The sequence below is a fragment of the Parabacteroides sp. merdae-related_45_40 genome (assembly GCF_001915675.1).
Genome location: NZ_MNQY01000151.1, coordinates 1 through 16,422, shown reverse-complemented (window position 1 = coordinate 16,422; position 16,422 = coordinate 1). Strand labels below are relative to the sequence as shown.

Sequence of the window (16,422 nt, the reverse complement as noted above, 5' to 3'; positions counted from 1 at the left end):
TTCCTAACCAAAGTATATTTATATCCTGTTTCCGAGCAGTCTTGCAGGATAAGAGTGTCTCCTTTGATAGACACAGGATAGGCAGGGTTGGTCTCGTAGAAGACATCCATCAGATAGGCTTCATATCCGGCCCCCGTATCCGCTTTGCGCCAGTTCAAAGCCCCCGGTTCGGCTTTGCCGTCCTCCGTCCAGACATATTGGTCGTCTGCAAACTTGATGAAAGTATTCTCATATTCGCAGAACTCACGGGCGTTCTTGCCACTCACCAGTTCCCATTCTCCGTTGACCAGCGTCTTGATCTCCGGCAGATCCTTATCGAACAACGTTACATTCGCGCTCTCCGCATCCTTCTTTTTATTGCTCTGACAAGCCGTACCAAACAGCAGGACAACGACAAGCAGCAACGGCAATACATCCATCAGCTTCTTCATATCACTCACTTATTTACAATGTTCCTTTATCAACTTTCCAGCAAGCGGATCGCCCAATTCTTTAGCTTTGTTGAATGCTTCGCAAGCCTCTGTTTTCTTCTTCAAACGGACGCAACAAACGCCCCGTAAACGATAACAGGCTCCGAAATCTGGAGCAATCGCGATTGCCCTCTCTATACTTTTCAGTGCATCTTCATACTTCTGCTGGCGAACATAGATGGAAGCTTCTTCCGCATAGTAGTCGGGCGTGCTGGGACTTCCCTGTATAGCAGCCTGGATATCCTTCAAAGCTCCCTCCAAGTCACCCGCACGGAACTTGGCTTGTTCGCGCAGAAAGAAGAAGTTCGGAAGCACCTGTCCACCAATCAGTGTATAATAGAGGTCATAATCAGCGATAGCCTCCGTGTATTGTGCAAGGCGCAGGCGCCAATTGATCCGTTCCAACACATAAGCTGCCGCCTCGGCATTCATATTTGTCCCGCATTTCTCGATCGCCTTGTCGAGCAGGTCGATAACATCACCGATATTAAAACCGGTAACCCGTTCCTTTGCCTTTGCAGCCAAATAATAAGAAGAAGCAGAGGCGACATCGCTGTTGTTAACGATCATGTACTCATCGAATGCCTGCTGGAACTCTCCTTTATTGAACAGGATATCCGCCCTTAATTGGTGATAGGCTGGCAGGTTATCCTCTTCGATCGCCTTGTCCAAAGCCTCCATAGCGGCTTCGATTGTCCAAGCTGGATCAGTCAGCGTACTATCGGCCGAAGCAACACCGTAGATCAACTTAGCCTGGTTATACCAGAAATCACCTTTCTTATCGCTACATTTAGAAGCGGTTTTTATGTCGTCCAGTGCCTTTTGCAAATAGATTGCCTGTTCAGCCATAGAGTTAGCCAATTCCGCACGATTGTAGGCATAAAGATCAGAACGGTTCAGATAACCGTCGGGAGCATCCGGGAAGGTGGTGATAAAATCGTTGACCGTTTCCAAGCGTGCCTTTGCGTCCTGCGTGCCACTGATCAAGTAAAGAGCTACGGTTGCTTGGTCCAGTTCCTTCGGCCATCCTTTCGGTATATTGATATTGCGGTATGCAGAACTCAGATAATCAGCAGACCCTATTGACAAGCTACCTGCATATCCAGCAGAAAGGCCATAGCAAATATCTTTCTTTCCACCTGCATCCGCTTGTGCCAGCCCGAACACTTCACCTTCGGGAGTCAGCAACGGAGCATTGAGTTCGTTTTCTTCCAATGCGACTGCCATCTTGTAATATTTATACGGATCTTTCAGCTTACTTACTTCGGTAATAGCACCAGACTTAAAGGTGGCGTTCTTGCCGGTAGAGTATAATAGCAGATAGGCATTCGTCCCGTTTGCCACCGGCTCAGCAGCAATCGGCAGGAAAACAGCTTTCTTCGGCACTTCAACCTGAAACTTTACAGCGTCATACAGTTCGTCTGCACCCAGGATATTCTTAACCAGAAATGTTTTTCCCTCAAAGTCTGTGATTGTTGCTTTCTCGGCACCCTTAAAGATATTGTATGCAGAGACAGCCTCGCCTGTTTCGGAAATAAAGAATCCCGTACTAGTTGCGAGCTTATTTCCATCCTTTCCATAAGTGGTAATTGTAAAGACCGCTCTCTTGGCTTTGTTCATCCATTTAGGAGCGTTTTTCTGTGCTGCCGCCGAGAGGCACAAACAACTGATCAAAATCAAATGTAGTATTCGTTTCATTTCTTTTTCATGTTATCAGATACAGACGCAAAAGTAAGTATTTATCTTAGAATATACGCATCATGGTGTTAAGAAAGCTAACTTTAAGACTTCAAGGAACGTGTAAAAACAAATTACATGGATCAACACGGTTTGTCTGTTTTTTGTTTTTATAGACAACCTATAATAAGATTTTTTAACACACAGTCAACCTATCTCAGGACGAGACAAAATTATAAATAGAGAAACAGGTTGTCATTATATAATTCAAAAATCACAAATCTTCTTACCTTTGTACATAAAAAGTAAGAAGATTTATGATCGATCAACCTACCATAGACCGGATACTGGATGCTGCAAACATTGTGGACGTTGTTTCCGAATTCGTTACCCTTCGGAAACGAGGCATAAACTATGTAGGGTTGTGTCCTTTCCATAGCGACAAGTCCCCCTCTTTCTATGTGTCGCCAGCAAAGAATATCTGTAAATGCTTTGCCTGCGGCGAAGGGGGTACGGCTGTTCACTTCATTATGAAGCATGAGCAGCTTTCTTATTATGATGCGCTTCGCTTCCTTGCCAAAAAGTACAACATCGAAATACAGGAACGGGAACTGTCGGAACGCGAAAAGCAGGTGCGCAGCGACCGCGAAAGCATGCTGATCGTCAATAGCTGGGCGCAGAAATACTTCACGACCCAGCTCTACGAACACCAGGAAGGCAAAGCCGCCGGCCTGCGCTACTTTGCCGAACGTGGTTTCCGGGAAGATACCATTCGCAAATTCCAGTTAGGCTACAGCCTCGACCAACGGGACGCCCTGTATAAAGCCGCAACAAAGAGCGGTTACAAAAAAGAATTTCTCGAAAAGACAGGTTTGGTGATCGCCTACGACAACGGCGGGGTAAACGACCGTTTTCGCGGGCGTGTCATTTTTCCGGTCCATACGCTCAGTGGAAAAGTCGTCGCTTTCGGAGGACGTGTCCTGAAGAAAGACGAAAAGACAGCCAAATATGTCAACTCGCCCGAAAGTGAGATTTACCATAAGAGTAACGAGCTTTACGGGATCTATTTCGCCAAACAGGCGATCGTAAAGGCTGACCGCTGCTTCTTGGTGGAAGGCTACACGGATGTTATTTCCATGCATCAGGCAGGGGTCGAGAACGTGGTCGCTTCATCGGGTACAGCCCTCACACAAGGACAGATCCGCCTGATACATCGCTTCACTAGCAATATCACGGTCTTGTATGACGGTGATGCAGCCGGTATCAAAGCTGCCTTGCGTGGTATCGACCTGCTGTTGGAGGACGGCATGAATGTGAAAGTGGTGCTCCTTCCGGACGGAGAAGACCCCGACTCCTTTGCCCGCAAGCACAACGCGAGCCAGTTTGCTGAGTTTATCCGGCAGAACGAAACCGATTTCATCCGTTTCAAAACGCGCCTGCTATTGGACGATGCAGGAACGGATCCGATCAAACGGTCGGCGCTGATCTCCGACATTATCCGGACGGTGGCCATCATCCCCGACAATATCGCCCGCTCCCTTTATATCCGGGAATGCAGTACGATGATGGAAATAGACGAGATGCTCCTGTTGAACGAAGTGAACAAAATCCGCCTCAACAAGGAAGAAAGGCAAGCGAACACTCCGTCCTCCCCCATTCCGGCTACTCCCGTCAATATCCCCGAATACCCGGATATTCCCAGTTACCAGCCCTATCCGGAAGAGACGCTGGCGGAACAACCGCAGGAAAGTCCCCTGCCTCCTGACAATACGATCCCGCCCCCCCCACCGGAAGAATACAGTCCCGATAACGGAGGAGGCAGCATGCCGCCGCCAGCGCCTTTCACTCCGCCGGCAAACATTCCGGTAGGGCCGAAGCGTTCGCCTTACGAGGCATACGAAGTCGCCCTGCTGCGCTACATCGTGCGTTACGGCGAACGTATCCTGTTCCAATATACGGACGAAGAGACGAACGAGGATGTCGTGATCCGCGTTTCCGAATATATCCGTTCCGAGCTGGAACGCGACGACCTGACCTTTTATACTCCGCTCTTCAAGAGTATGATGGATGAAGCGGCCGATCGCTGCCGGTCCGAAGGGTTCATCGCGAACCGGTATTTCCTCGCCCATCCCGACCCGAACGTGAGCCGCCTTGCCGCCAACCTGATCAGCGAAAAATATCAGCTAAGCAAGTATCACACCAAATATCGGGAACTGGAACAGGAAGAAGACAAACTCGACCAGTTGGTAATCCGGGAATTGTATGCTTTCAAGGATGCCTATGTACTCTCTCAAATCAAAGAGATACAGGCACAGATCAAGAGTATGCAAAACAACGAAGACATGGATCAGGTTTTCGAGCTGATGAAAAAGCTCACGCGCCTGAACGAAATAAAGAATATATTAAGTAAAGAATTGGGAGAAAGAATCATATTAAAAATGTAATGCCTATGAATTTTTTAGAAACGGAAGACGTGGTAAAACAATATGCCAACCACCTCGCCCTCGACAAGGTCAGCATCCAAGTTCCCGAAGGGAAAGTCTTCGGCTTATTAGGGCCGAACGGAGCCGGCAAAACCACACTGATCCGTATCATCAACCGCATCACGGCCCCCGACAGCGGCCTTGTCCGTTTTAACGGACGTGAATTTCAGCCGGAAGATATCTACCAGATCGGTTACCTGCCGGAAGAACGCGGCCTGTATAAAAAAATGAAAGTCGGTGAACAAGCCATCTACCTAGCACAGCTCAAAGGGCTCTCCTACCAGGAAGCTCGCATACGGTTGATACGCTGGTTCGAAAAATTTGATATCATGCCCTGGTGGAACAAGAAACTGGAAGAGTTGTCCAAAGGGATGCAGCAGAAAATACAATTCATCATCACCATCATTCACGAACCGAAACTTCTGATCTTCGATGAACCGTTCAGCGGATTTGACCCAGTGAATGCCGAATTGCTGAAAAAAGAAATCCTCGAACTCAAAGATGCCGGACACACAATCATCTTTTCCACGCACAACATGTCGTCTGTTGAAGAGATTTGTGACAATATCGCCTTGATCAACCGTTCTCAAGTTGTGCTTTCCGGCAATGTGACAGAAGTGAAAAGCCGTTTCCGGACAAACAATTTCACCCTCCGTTTCCATACCGGATCAGGGAAATTGCAACCCATCCCGGAAATGTTCAGCCTGCTGACGGAAAAAGACCTGGCCGGAACAAGCGAGGTACGCATCCATAAAGAGCCGGGTATAACCAACTCCGCCCTCCTCTCTGCATTGGCGGGACAGACTGAAATCATTTCTTTCACGGAAGAGATCCCTTCGATGAACGACATATTTATTAACACCGTCTCCGGTACAAATACTACGCAAGCATGAATAAGATAGGACTTATAATAAAAAGAGAATACCTCCGCCGTGTCAGCAAAAAATCGTTTCTGTTACTGACATTCCTGACACCGTTCCTGTTTGCCGCGCTGGTGTTCGTCCCGCTTTGGTTATCCACCATCAAAGGAGATGATGTCAAACAGGTGGCGATCAGCGATACGACAGGCAAATACGCACCGCTGTTTAAAGACACAGAAGAATACACCTTCATCACCGAAAAAGGTTCCAGCCTGGAAGAATATCGTAAAAACCCGGATAAAGAAATTTTCGCTTTCTTGAATATAACAGACGACTTGTTACAAAACCCAACCGCAGCAACACTCTATTCGCAGAAACAAATTCCGATGGGACTGAAAAACACCATCGACAAAACACTGTCCGAATACTTGAAAGACGAGAAACTCGCTTCTTACAACATCGACAACCTGAAACAGATCATCGAGGACAGCAAAATCAATTTCAATATCAAAACCATCAAATGGGATGAAGACGGAAGTGAAAAAAGCACTTCGGCCGAGGTTGCCTCTATCTTAGGCATGATATTGACTTTCATTATCTATATGTTTATCATCATGTACGGTGGAATGGTCATGCAAGGAGTGATGGAAGAAAAGACAAACCGTATTATCGAAGTGATGATTTCGTCCGTTAAGCCATTCGACCTGATGATGGGAAAAATCATTGGCATCGGTTTCGTCGGCCTAACACAAGTATTCCTGTGGGGAATCCTGACAACGGTCTTGGTATCGGGGAGCCTTTTCTTTTTCGGTGGCAACACGTCACCTGAAGATATGATGACAGCACAGATGACGGCACAAGGCATAAACGATGTGGCTGCCGGTTCTTCCGATATCAGCATCCAGGTGCAAGAAATTATCAATTCGATCAACTTCGGTATGATCGGCACCTGTTTTGTCCTTTATTTTATCGGTGGCTATTTACTGTATGCAGCTCTATTTGCTGCAATCGGAAGCGCTCTGGAACAGCAGGAAGACACTCAGCAGTTCATGACTCCGATTATGCTTTTGATGGCGTTCAGCTTGTATGCCGGAATCTATAGCATGAATAATCCAGACGGCCCGCTGGCATTCTGGTGTTCGATGATCCCGTTTACCTCCCCTATCGTGATGATGGTCCGCTTGCCGTTCGACATTCCGGTATGGGAATTGGCTCTTTCGTTTGCTTTGCTGTTTGCCACAGCTATACTTATCATCTGGTTCTCGGCCAAAATTTACCGTGTAGGTATTTTAATGTATGGAAAGAAACCGAGCATCAAAGAAATGATCAAATGGGTAAAATATAAATAAAACTATCACGGCGATCGTAATGATCGCCGTGATAACGTAAAATATATGTATGAAAAAAGCCTGTCACTCAAAAGAATGACAGGCTTTTTGTTGTTCAACCAGGGCTCGAACCTGGACTAACAGGACCAGAATCTGTTGTGCTACCATTACACCATTGAACAATTTCCGTTCAACAAAGATGACAATTAATTATTTCGTTGTTCAACCAGGGCTCGAACCTGGACTAACAGGACCAGAATCTGTTGTGCTACCATTACACCATTGAACAATTTCAATTAAGCTTGTCAACTCTCTTGTTGTTAGCGAGTGCAAAAGTACATACTTTTTCAAAATAAACAAACGATATGGTAATTTTTTTTCATTAATAAACTTTTTTCTTTTTCTGCTTGTTTTGATTTTGCAAGTATATACATATATTAATAGAGGGAAATCACCCACATAATAAATATAAGAAGTATATTTGCGACTTCGAATATTACTCAATAAAAAATAATGGATCAAACAGAAGCATTAGTTAAAACGATTGTAGAAGGCCTACAGGAAAAAAAAGGCAAAAACATTGTAACCGTAGACTTAACCCAATTATCCGGCTCGATCTGCCAATATATGATAATCTGTGAAGGAAGTACACCTACCCAGGTTTCCGCATTGTCTGATTCAGCTTGGGATTTTGCCCATCGCAAGGCAGGAGAAAAACCGCTTTCGATAGATGGAGCACAACGTGCCGAATGGATCGGGATGGACTATGGCACGGTTCTTGTACACATATTTTTACCGGAACTTCGCGAGTTCTATAATCTGGAAAATCTTTGGTCAGATGCCAAAGTGACTCAGATTGTAGACCTCGACTGATGACCGATCTTACATAGTATAGAGATAATCACATATGGAAAATAAAAACGACATGTTTAACAAAGCACCGAAGAATAATAAGCAAAAGATGTTCAAGTTTAATCTTTATTGGATGTACGGGCTCATCTTCATAATGCTTTTTGCTTTGTATCTGACAAACGACTCTTCGGCATCTAAAGAATTAGGCTGGACCGAGTTCCAGAAATTAGCACAGGAAAACGTATTCGACCGGATGGTCGTCTACAACAAAAAGAATCTGGTTGAAGCAACTGTAAAAGACGGACGGAAAGGTCTGGTGTTCAGAAAAGACAGTGCGACATTGGGTACAAACCCGAAAGTGTATGTCAAAATACCGTCGGCCGATAAATTTTCAGACTTCTATGACAAATCCGTTGCCGAAAATCATATCACTACGCAAGTCAGCTTCGAAGAAGGCGACGACGCGATCTGGAATTTTCTTGTTTCGTTCGGTCCGATCCTGCTGATTATCGTCGTATGGATCTTTCTGATGCGACGCATGTCAGGTGGTGCAAGCGGTGGTCCCGGCGGAGTATTCAGTGTGGGAAAAGCAAAAGCACAGCTTTTCGATAAAGATAACGACCGAAAAGTGACCTTCAAGGATGTCGCCGGCCTTGCAGAAGCAAAACAGGAGGTGGAAGAGATCGTTTCCTTCTTGAAAAACCCCGAAAAATATACGGAATTAGGAGGTAAAATACCTAAAGGAGCCTTACTCGTAGGCCCTCCAGGAACCGGTAAAACATTATTGGCTAAGGCTGTGGCAGGAGAAGCAGATGTTCCGTTCTTCTCCCTGTCAGGCTCGGACTTCGTAGAAATGTTTGTCGGTGTGGGAGCATCCCGCGTACGTGACTTGTTCCGCCAGGCAAAAGAGAAAGCTCCTTGTATCGTATTCATTGACGAGATCGATGCCGTCGGTCGTGCCCGTGGTAAAAATGTAAACATGAACAGCAACGACGAACGTGAAAACACATTGAACCAGTTACTTACAGAAATGGACGGTTTCGGTTCCAACAGTGGTGTTATTATCCTGGCAGCTACGAACCGTGCCGATATCTTGGATAAGGCTCTACTTCGTGCGGGACGTTTCGACCGCCAGATTCACGTGGAATTACCCGACTTGAACGAGCGTAAAGAGATATTCGGAGTGCATCTGCGTCCGATCAAAATCGACGAAAGCGTCGATGCCGAATTCTTGGCACGCCAGACTCCCGGTTTCTCCGGTGCCGACATTGCCAATGTCTGCAATGAAGCTGCTTTGATTGCCGCTCGTAACGGTAAAAAGTTTGTCCAAAAAGAAGACTTCATGAATGCGGTCGACCGTATCGTCGGAGGTTTGGAGAAACGAACTAAAATAACAACTGCGGATGAACGTCAATGCATAGCCAACCATGAAGCAGGTCACGCAACCTTGAGCTGGCTGCTAGAACATGCCAATCCGTTAGTTAAAGTCACAATCGTTCCGCGAGGCAAGGCATTAGGCGCTGCCTGGTATTTACCGGAAGAACGCCAGATTACCACCCGTGAACAATTGCTGGACGAAATGTGTGCCACGCTCGGCGGCCGCGCAGCTGAAGAACTTTTCTTGGGAAAAATATCTACCGGAGCATCTAATGACCTCGAACGGGTGACTAAACAGGCTTATGCGATGGTCGTCTATTTTGGTATGAGTAACCGACTGCCGAACTTGAACTACTACGATTCAAGTGGACAAGACTGGGGTTTCACTAAACCGTACAGCGAGGAAACAGCTCGGATGATCGACCAGGAAGTACAGGCCATTATCAATGAACAGTACGAACGAGCCAAAAGTATTCTGAAAGAACATGCGTCAGGCCACAATACGCTGGCTCAGGTATTGCTGGAACGGGAAGTAATCTACACGGAAGATGTCGAACAGATCTTCGGCAAGCGTGCTTGGGTTTCCCGCTCGGAGGAGATTCTGGAGCTGCAAGAGAAAGCAAACGGTAAAAAGGCCGAAGAAGCAAAAGTTGCCGAAGCTGACAAGCAGTAAGATAACATAAACAATAAAAAATTCCATGCTCACTAAATTTGAAACAGATGGGCATGGAATTATTATTTTAATTATATTTGTACTTGAATAAATCAATAAAAAAACACTATCGTCTTGAAAAATTTGATTATACGGGCGTTAACCGGCATTATATTCGTTGTGGTACTAATCAGTGCCATTTATATTCATCCGATTTTTTTCCTTATTCTTTTTTGTATTATAACAGGATTGACCCTTTGGGAATTCGGAGGTCTGGTCAAACATTATGAAAATGCGAATCTGCAACGGACCGTGAATGTGCTCGGAGGAGTATATCTGTTTATCGCCACCTTCGTTTATGCAAACGGGTTGACAGACGGAAAGATATTCCTTCCCTATCTACTATTTATCATGTTGACAATGATAGCTGAACTCTACTATAAGGCACCGAACCCGATTAATAATTGGGCATTTACGCTCTTTGCCCAGGTTTATTGTGCCGGCTCCTTCTCCATATTGAATTTCATCGGCGCAGAACCGGGGACACCTGGTGTCATGAGCTACACGCCGCTCTTTATCATGGCGATCTTTATTTTTGTCTGGCTGGACGATACCGGAGCATACTTGGTCGGCTCCTTGATCGGAAAACATAAATTATTTGAACGGATTTCTCCCAAGAAATCATGGGAAGGCTTTTTTGGCGGATTGATCCTCTCCTTGGCTTCCTCACAGGCATTCGCCTGGTTCGCCCCGGAAATAAACCGGATGAATTGGTTGGGACTGGCAGCCACGGTTGTCCTGTTCGGAACCTGGGGAGACTTGATCGAATCCTTGCTGAAACGTACACTCGGAGTAAAAGACTCTGGCAATGTATTACCAGGCCACGGAGGAATGCTAGACCGCTTCGACAGCGTTATGCTAGCTGTTCCCGCCAGCTATATCTATATCGAACTATTCATTCGAAATTAAAGGTGAGCGTCACCATCCGGGAAGTTGCTTTAGACAAGGAATTCGGATACTTGATCAATTCCGGATCTGTCAGATCACTTCGGTCTTTCTCCAACAGGTCTACCAGACCGAAACTAAACTTAAGTTCCGGACATAATTTGAAAAACGGAAGATAAATATCACATCCGATACCAAACTCGACACCGAAATCCGTTCCTTTCAACAGGATCGGATTTCCTTTTTTACGCCCCAGATCGAAAGCGCCATAAATACCGCCAATCAGATAAGGACGATAGTTATTCACACGAAAAGCGCTATACTTCACATCGAGCGGAAACGTCAGATAGTTGGAACGGACAGAAGTGGAATACATGCTTACCACCGGATTTTCATCTGTACCCTCCACTCCTTCCATTTCAGGACGGCGGAACACAAATTTCTTGTCACCGAAATGGATAGTCGGCGTAAAACGCAGATTGAAATATGGATTCAAGTACATATCCCCGATGACCCCGACACTAAAACCGGGCGAATAGCTCGGAATCTCGGCATACCAGGTTTCACCGTTTGTTGCCACACCGGTATTAGTCAATATCAAATCCTGCGCATGCAGACCTACATGAAATCCCAAATGAAACCATTTCAAATCCGCATAGGGCTGGTTCTTCACCTTTTCTTTCTGCGCCATTACGGCAGTTACAGACAGAAAGAACACACATATAATAAATAGTAGACGTCTCAATTCTTTTCGTAATTTTGAATTTATAACGGGAAAGAGTCCGACTTATTGCAAAAGAGCATTTATTTGTAAAAAAAAGGAGGAGTTCTTTTTTTAATTCAAAGAAAACTCTATTTTTGCACGAACTAATAGTTATCAATTTAAACGTTTAAAAAAATGGCTTACGTAATTAGTGACGATTGTATCGCTTGCGGTACTTGTATTGACGAATGTCCGGTAGGAGCAATTTCAGAAGGCGATAAATACAGCATCGACCCTGAAATGTGTACAGATTGTGGAACTTGCGCAGATGCTTGTCCTACTGAAGCAATTCATCCGGCAGAATAAACCGCAACATCGATAGGTTTCCTTTACAGGACCTATAAAGATAAGGGGCTGTTTCCTTTCGGAACAGCCCCTTATTATTTTCTCATTCTCTACCGACTTCGTCAAAATTCGATATTCAGTTTGATCTCATCCGAGTCGCTTTCCTGCCGACCTTCATCCGACATCGTCTCCTCCGGCCTTTCATCAGCTCTACATCGTTTAATGTAACTGATTACATCATTCATTCCATCCATGAACTTGTCAAAGTCTTCTTTGTACAGAAAAATCTTATGTTTCTCAAAAGAAACCTGCATACCATTCTTCGGCTGCACTTTTTTACTCTCCGTCACAGCCAGAAATAAATCGTCTTTCAGATTCTTCTTTACATCCAGATAATAAATTCTTTTTCCTGCTTTAATGGTTTTAGAGTATAAGATCTCTTTGTCACCACCTTCAACCTGTATTTTCTTCACCGAGTTTTCCATTATAGCAAACATTCGTTAAACACCCACCCATTTATCATAACTTGCCTCAAATATGTGCATTTTTTTTTAAACAACAACTATTTTAACGCATGAAAATGCATATAAAGAATCGGAATATTATGAAATAATAAATAACACACATAAAATTAAGCGAAGCGACGAACTTTTATCAAAAGAATGACTAACTTTGCAGCCAAATTTATAACAAGTAGTTCCTTCAAACGATGATCAACAGAATTTTAATCCGCATTAAAGTTTTACAGATAGTATATTCTTACTATCAAAACGGAAACAACGACCTCAAAGTAGCGGAAAACGAATTGCTTTTCAGTCTTAGAAAGTCTTATGACTTATATCATTATTTCCTTCTTCTAATTGTCGACGTCACAAACTTACAAAGACGTATCTTGGATGCCCGTAAGAACAAGTATATGCCGACAGAAGCCGAATTGAACCCCAATACCCGACTGATAGACAACCGTTTTGCCGCACAAATAGCCGAAAATGAAGCACTTCGGAAATACGTGGCCGAACAGGGGCTTTCATGGGATAATGATGAAGATTTCATCAAAATGGTACTCGACCTGATCTTGTCGTCCGAACAATACGGGGAATATCTGAATAACGAAAATGATTCATACGAGACAGATAAGGAATTCTGGCGCATCGTATTCAAAAAACTAATTTGTGGCAATGAAGCGATCGACGATTATCTGCAAGATAAAAGCATTTATTGGAACGACGACATCTCCATCGTCGAAACTTTTACGCTGAAAACAATCAAACAATTCGAAGAAGCAGCCGGAAGCAAACAAAAATTGCTGCCGATGTTTAAAGATCTCGAAGACCAGTCTTTCGCCATTAAATTATTCCGCCAATCATTGATGAAAGGAAGCGAATTCCGTGAACGTATCAACAAACACATGAAGAACTGGGAAACCGAACGCATAGCCAATATGGATCTTATCATCATGCAGGTTGCACTGGCAGAAATCATGACGTTCCCGACAATTCCCATCAACGTAACGCTGAATGAATATATTGATACGGCCAAATACTACAGTACCCCGAAAAGCGGAACATTTATCAACGGTATTTTAGATTCTGTAGTCAACGAGTTAAAAAAAGAAAAGTTATTGCTCAAAGATTAATTATTATCCTTACATTTGTGTCAGTATCGAATTGATATTAACTTATTAATGTTTATAGTTATATGAGCTTACTTACTATTTTACTTCAGGCCGCCGGCGGAAGTCAGCAATGGTCTGGTATTTTAATGATGGTTGTTATTGTTGCGATCTTCTATTTCTTTATGATCCGTCCGCAACAAAAGAAACAAAAAGAAATTCAGAAAGCCCGCGAAGCCTTAAAAGCAGGAGACAAAGTGATTACTGCCGGAGGTATCTACGGAAAAATCAAAGAAATTGGTGACACATATATGTTGATTGAAATTTCTGATGGTGTACGCATCCGTGTAGACAAAACATCCGTGTTTGCATCTGTAGAAGACGCACAGCAAAAATAAACAACGGAACATATGTCACGACTTGGACAAATCAAACAAACATTCAAGTCTGTCCGGATAGAGATTAAGGCTTTTCTTCGCCGTCAACAGTGGAAAGAAGCCTTGATCTTTTTCTGTTTTATACTGTTGGCTTTCGGCTTCTGGCTTCTCCAAAGCCTGCAACAGGAGTATGAAATAGATATCAGGATTCCGGTCAAGTACAAGAATGTGCCGCCAGATATATCTTTCACGGAAACACCGCCCGAAGCCATTACAGTCAAAGTGAAAGACAAGGGGAGTGTATTGCTGAACTACTCCTTCGGACGTTCGTTTGCCCCAATTGAGGCCAACATGAAGACACAGTCGGAAAAATCCGGTAAACTGATCATTAACCGGAAAGATATCGAAAACGAAATAAAGAAACATCTGATTGCGACCACATCCCTGCTCAGCTTCGAACCCCAACATATCGATGCTGCTTACAGCAAACGCATCAAGAAGGAGATACCAGCCGTATTCGAGGGAGTTGTCCAAACAAATGCAGGTTTCAAAGTTTCAGGTGACATATCCATTACTCCCCGCAGCATCAACGTCTATGCCAGCGATGTCGTTCTGGACACTTTGAAAGAGATAAAAACAATCTATACCGAGATCAAAAAAGGAAACAAGACCGTCACACGTACCGTCCAACTGGAAAAACTCTCGAACCGACAAGTGTAACCGTTACGATCCCGATAGAAGAGTATACAGAAAAAACGCTGGAAATACCTGTTATCTGCACCAATCTGCCGCCCCATTACACCCTGCGCATGTTCCCGGCTGTCGTGAAAGTGAGCTGCAACGTCCCTCTTTCGCGCTTCAAGGACGTCTCGGCAGATGATTTCGAAATACGAATCTCTTTTGCAGATTTAGAACAAAGCGCTTCAGGAACATTGCCTTTACAACTGAACAAAAAACTGAGCTGGGTGGATGTAGCTACAATTTCACCAGACCGGATCGAATTTATATTGGAACAAACAAAGTCAAATGATTAAGATTGGAATCACCGGAGGAATCGGAAGCGGCAAATCAATGGTGGCCGCACTATTGGAAGTATGGGGTATTCCTGTGTATATAGCCGATACAGAAAGCAAGCATCTAACAGCCACTTCTCCCGTTATCCGGGAAAAGCTGATTACCTTGTTCGGCAAAGAACTTTATACAGCCGACGGTTTGGATAAAAGACGGCTCGCTTCCCATATTTTCGGAAACCCGGAACGGCTTGGACAAGTGAACGCGATCATTCACCCAGAAGTGAACCGTCATTTTTTTGCTTGGGTCGAAAGACTGAATACCCCGGTATGCGCCATCGAATCAGCCATTCTTTTCGAATCGGGCTTTAACCGGATTGTCGATACGACGCTGATGGTTTATGCCCCGATGGAAATACGCATCGGACGGATACTCGAACGCGACTCCGTTTCCCGAGAAGAAATTATACGTCGCATCGAAAGCCAGTTGCCGGACGAAATGAAAAAAGAGAAATCGGACTACGTGATCTTCAATGACGGAGAACAAGCTTTACTTCCGCAAATAACAGCTTTTCTTGCAGGACTAAAGATAAAAAACATTGACTCTCAATTCTATAATAAGCATAAAAACAAAAATATTCAGTAGATAGAGACATTTATGCTTAGTGAATAATCATTAGAAACAAGAAAATATGTTCAAAACTGCCGAAAATTCCCGACAGTTATACTACATTTGCAGCACAAAAGTTAAACACTATTAGAAAAACAAAGTATTATGTTGAAGACGATTTTGTCTATCTCGGGTAAACCGGGATTGTTTAAATTGGTTTCCCACGGGAAAAATATGCTGATTGTTGAGTCGTTAGCAGACAAGAAAAGAGTTCCTGCATACGCAAAAGATAAAGTAATTTCTCTGGGAGATATCGCTATCTACACAAATGAAGCAGAAGTTCCATTGCATGAAGTTCTGACCAACGTCAAAAATAAAGAAAACGGACAACAAGCATCTGTTTCCACATCCGCCAAACCAGACGAACTACGTGCTTATTTCGCCGAGATTCTTCCCAATTTCGACCGTGAACGTGTATATCCGAGTGATATCAAGAAATTGATCTCCTGGTATAACATCCTGATCGGCGCAGGCCTCACAGAGTTCACCCCAGAAGAATCGGCAACAGAAGAAGCTTCGGTTAAAGAAACGAAAAAAGAGGAAGCTTAACCAATTACAGTCGAATCAAATACAAAAAAGAGATGTACCAGATAGTCCTGTACTTCTCTTTTAGGACATTCATTAGGGATATTCGGTAAATGTTCCCACAAAATACATGGCATATGAAGATGATAGAGTATAATCACTTCATATGCCATTATTATTGTCATTTTCCTGTATATTCTCATATATTCTTATCGGGCAAGACATGAAGCTCCGGAAGAAGTCTGATGACCTCTTCTGATTCTTCCAGTAAACTCATATCATGCAGCTTTCCCCGTTCTGTTCCTGATCTTGTTAATCATCAGTATGACATTTGCCGTATGTATTCCGAAGAAAATCCACAGGATTTCCGTCTTCTTATTCCTGGCCTTTATTCTTGCGAGCGAGTAATGTTGCTTTTGAGTGCCGAAGCTTCCTTCAAGCTGGGTGGCCCTTTCTTTTGAGAGTTCGCTTCTAAGCACCTTCCTCAAAGGCTCATCTTGGGCCGCCCTTCCCTTGCGCACAAAGGATGTGGATAT

At 44.1% G+C, this 16,422-nt stretch carries 16 protein-coding genes, 2 tRNA genes and 1 pseudogene; 12 read left to right on the top strand and 7 right to left on the bottom strand.

The window, feature by feature from the left end:
* Together BHV83_RS21460 and BHV83_RS21455 are read right to left on the bottom strand one after the other, a co-directional pair.
* Positions 1-431: hypothetical protein (locus BHV83_RS21460; RefSeq protein WP_286758038.1), on the bottom strand; the 431-nt coding region annotated here is incomplete at its 3' end.
* A gap of 9 nt (positions 432-440) precedes the next feature.
* Positions 441-2,168 carry a serine protease gene (locus BHV83_RS21455; protein ID WP_005640930.1) on the bottom strand — a complete coding sequence of 576 codons (1,728 nt, stop codon included), beginning with the start codon at positions 2,166-2,168 and terminating at the stop codon, positions 441-443.
* A 296-nt stretch (positions 2,169-2,464) separates the two neighbouring features.
* On the opposite strand from BHV83_RS21455, the gene dnaG reads away from it, so the two are divergent.
* From dnaG to BHV83_RS21440, 3 genes are read left to right on the top strand one after another with little or no spacing between them, the layout of a single operon-like run.
* Positions 2,465-4,591 (top strand): DNA primase, encoded by a 2,127-nt coding sequence (gene dnaG, locus BHV83_RS21450; RefSeq protein WP_286758037.1) that lies wholly within the window; start codon positions 2,465-2,467, stop codon positions 4,589-4,591.
* Positions 4,592-4,596: 5 nt separating this feature from the next.
* On the top strand, positions 4,597-5,523 hold the full coding sequence (locus BHV83_RS21445) for an ABC transporter ATP-binding protein (RefSeq protein ID WP_005647752.1): 927 nt from the start codon (positions 4,597-4,599) through the stop codon (positions 5,521-5,523).
* Positions 5,520-6,839 (top strand): ABC transporter permease, encoded by a 1,320-nt coding sequence (locus BHV83_RS21440; protein WP_005640935.1) that lies wholly within the window; start codon positions 5,520-5,522, stop codon positions 6,837-6,839. Before BHV83_RS21445 ends, BHV83_RS21440 begins: the two co-directional genes overlap by 4 nt.
* Before the next feature lie 90 nt (positions 6,840-6,929).
* Here the strand turns inward: BHV83_RS21440 and BHV83_RS21435 are convergent.
* Both BHV83_RS21435 and BHV83_RS21430 read right to left on the bottom strand, forming a co-directional pair.
* Positions 6,930-7,000: transfer RNA gene (locus tag BHV83_RS21435), tRNA-Gln, on the bottom strand.
* A 36-nt stretch (positions 7,001-7,036) separates the two neighbouring features.
* Positions 7,037-7,107, bottom strand: a tRNA-Gln gene (locus BHV83_RS21430).
* 224 nt (positions 7,108-7,331) lie between these two features.
* Between BHV83_RS21430 and rsfS the strand changes: the two genes are divergently transcribed.
* From rsfS to BHV83_RS21415, 3 genes are all read left to right on the top strand, one after another.
* The gene (gene rsfS / locus BHV83_RS21425; RefSeq protein WP_005640937.1) at positions 7,332-7,691 is read left to right on the top strand and encodes a ribosome silencing factor; all 360 of its coding nucleotides are present in this window, start codon (positions 7,332-7,334) and stop codon (positions 7,689-7,691) included.
* A gap of 34 nt (positions 7,692-7,725) precedes the next feature.
* The gene (ftsH, locus tag BHV83_RS21420; protein ID WP_119216609.1) at positions 7,726-9,720 is read left to right on the top strand and encodes an ATP-dependent zinc metalloprotease FtsH; all 1,995 of its coding nucleotides are present in this window, start codon (positions 7,726-7,728) and stop codon (positions 9,718-9,720) included.
* 114 nt (positions 9,721-9,834) lie between these two features.
* A complete protein-coding gene (locus BHV83_RS21415; RefSeq protein WP_005640940.1) occupies positions 9,835-10,668 on the top strand; it encodes a phosphatidate cytidylyltransferase in 834 nt (277 codons plus the stop codon).
* Here BHV83_RS21415 and porT read toward each other — a convergent pair.
* Positions 10,655-11,389, bottom strand: a complete 735-nt coding sequence (gene porT, locus BHV83_RS21410; RefSeq protein WP_022322930.1) for a type IX secretion/gliding motility protein PorT/SprT — start codon at positions 11,387-11,389, stop codon at positions 10,655-10,657. The two genes, BHV83_RS21415 and porT, sit on opposite strands and share 14 nt — an antisense overlap.
* A gap of 153 nt (positions 11,390-11,542) precedes the next feature.
* Here porT and fdxA point away from each other — a divergent pair, with 153 nt between their 5' ends.
* On the top strand, positions 11,543-11,713 hold the full coding sequence (gene fdxA / locus BHV83_RS21405) for a 4Fe-4S ferredoxin (protein WP_005640945.1): 171 nt from the start codon (positions 11,543-11,545) through the stop codon (positions 11,711-11,713).
* A 101-nt stretch (positions 11,714-11,814) separates the two neighbouring features.
* Here fdxA and BHV83_RS21400 read toward each other — a convergent pair whose 3' ends face one another.
* Positions 11,815-12,177, bottom strand: coding sequence for a DUF3276 family protein (locus BHV83_RS21400; RefSeq protein ID WP_036724656.1), 363 nt, complete (start codon positions 12,175-12,177; stop codon positions 11,815-11,817).
* Positions 12,178-12,401: 224 nt separating this feature from the next.
* Here BHV83_RS21400 and nusB point away from each other — a divergent pair, with 224 nt between their 5' ends.
* The 5 genes from nusB (at position 12,402) to BHV83_RS21375 (ending at position 15,910) form a co-directional block, all read left to right on the top strand.
* Positions 12,402-13,328 (top strand): transcription antitermination factor NusB, encoded by a 927-nt coding sequence (nusB, locus tag BHV83_RS21395; RefSeq protein ID WP_005640949.1) that lies wholly within the window; start codon positions 12,402-12,404, stop codon positions 13,326-13,328.
* 62 nt (positions 13,329-13,390) lie between these two features.
* Positions 13,391-13,702, top strand: coding sequence for a preprotein translocase subunit YajC (gene yajC / locus BHV83_RS21390; protein ID WP_022322929.1), 312 nt, complete (start codon positions 13,391-13,393; stop codon positions 13,700-13,702).
* A 12-nt stretch (positions 13,703-13,714) separates the two neighbouring features.
* Positions 13,715-14,401, top strand: a complete 687-nt coding sequence (locus BHV83_RS21385) for a YbbR-like domain-containing protein (RefSeq protein WP_286758036.1) — start codon at positions 13,715-13,717, stop codon at positions 14,399-14,401.
* Between the two features lie 306 nt (positions 14,402-14,707).
* Positions 14,708-15,337, top strand: a complete 630-nt coding sequence (coaE, locus tag BHV83_RS21380; protein ID WP_005640957.1) for a dephospho-CoA kinase — start codon at positions 14,708-14,710, stop codon at positions 15,335-15,337.
* 129 nt (positions 15,338-15,466) lie between these two features.
* Entirely contained in the window at positions 15,467-15,910 is a 444-nt protein-coding gene (locus tag BHV83_RS21375; RefSeq protein WP_022322926.1) for a DUF5606 family protein, read from the top strand.
* 254 nt (positions 15,911-16,164) lie between these two features.
* Here the strand turns inward: BHV83_RS21375 and BHV83_RS21370 are convergent.
* Positions 16,165-16,422: pseudogene (locus BHV83_RS21370) on the bottom strand (DDE transposase); the annotation flags it as partial.

What these genes read in the sequence shown, in the direction of transcription:
- BHV83_RS21455 (WP_005640930.1), bottom strand. Translation starts at nt 2,168, where the DNA reads ATGAAACGAATACTACATTTGATTTTGATCAGTTGTTTGTGCCTCTCG.
- dnaG (WP_286758037.1), top strand. Translation starts at nt 2,465, where the DNA reads ATGATCGATCAACCTACCATAGACCGGATACTGGATGCTGCAAACATT.
- fdxA (WP_005640945.1), top strand. Translation starts at nt 11,543, where the DNA reads ATGGCTTACGTAATTAGTGACGATTGTATCGCTTGCGGTACTTGTATT.
- yajC (WP_022322929.1), top strand. Translation starts at nt 13,391, where the DNA reads ATGAGCTTACTTACTATTTTACTTCAGGCCGCCGGCGGAAGTCAGCAA.
- nusB (WP_005640949.1), top strand. Translation starts at nt 12,402, where the DNA reads ATGATCAACAGAATTTTAATCCGCATTAAAGTTTTACAGATAGTATAT.
- coaE (WP_005640957.1), top strand. Translation starts at nt 14,708, where the DNA reads ATGATTAAGATTGGAATCACCGGAGGAATCGGAAGCGGCAAATCAATG.
- BHV83_RS21385 (WP_286758036.1), top strand. Translation starts at nt 13,715, where the DNA reads ATGTCACGACTTGGACAAATCAAACAAACATTCAAGTCTGTCCGGATA.
- BHV83_RS21440 (WP_005640935.1), top strand. Translation starts at nt 5,520, where the DNA reads ATGAATAAGATAGGACTTATAATAAAAAGAGAATACCTCCGCCGTGTC.
- ftsH (WP_119216609.1), top strand. Translation starts at nt 7,726, where the DNA reads ATGGAAAATAAAAACGACATGTTTAACAAAGCACCGAAGAATAATAAG.
- BHV83_RS21400 (WP_036724656.1), bottom strand. Translation starts at nt 12,177, where the DNA reads ATGGAAAACTCGGTGAAGAAAATACAGGTTGAAGGTGGTGACAAAGAG.
- BHV83_RS21375 (WP_022322926.1), top strand. Translation starts at nt 15,467, where the DNA reads ATGTTGAAGACGATTTTGTCTATCTCGGGTAAACCGGGATTGTTTAAA.
- rsfS (WP_005640937.1), top strand. Translation starts at nt 7,332, where the DNA reads ATGGATCAAACAGAAGCATTAGTTAAAACGATTGTAGAAGGCCTACAG.
- BHV83_RS21445 (WP_005647752.1), top strand. Translation starts at nt 4,597, where the DNA reads ATGAATTTTTTAGAAACGGAAGACGTGGTAAAACAATATGCCAACCAC.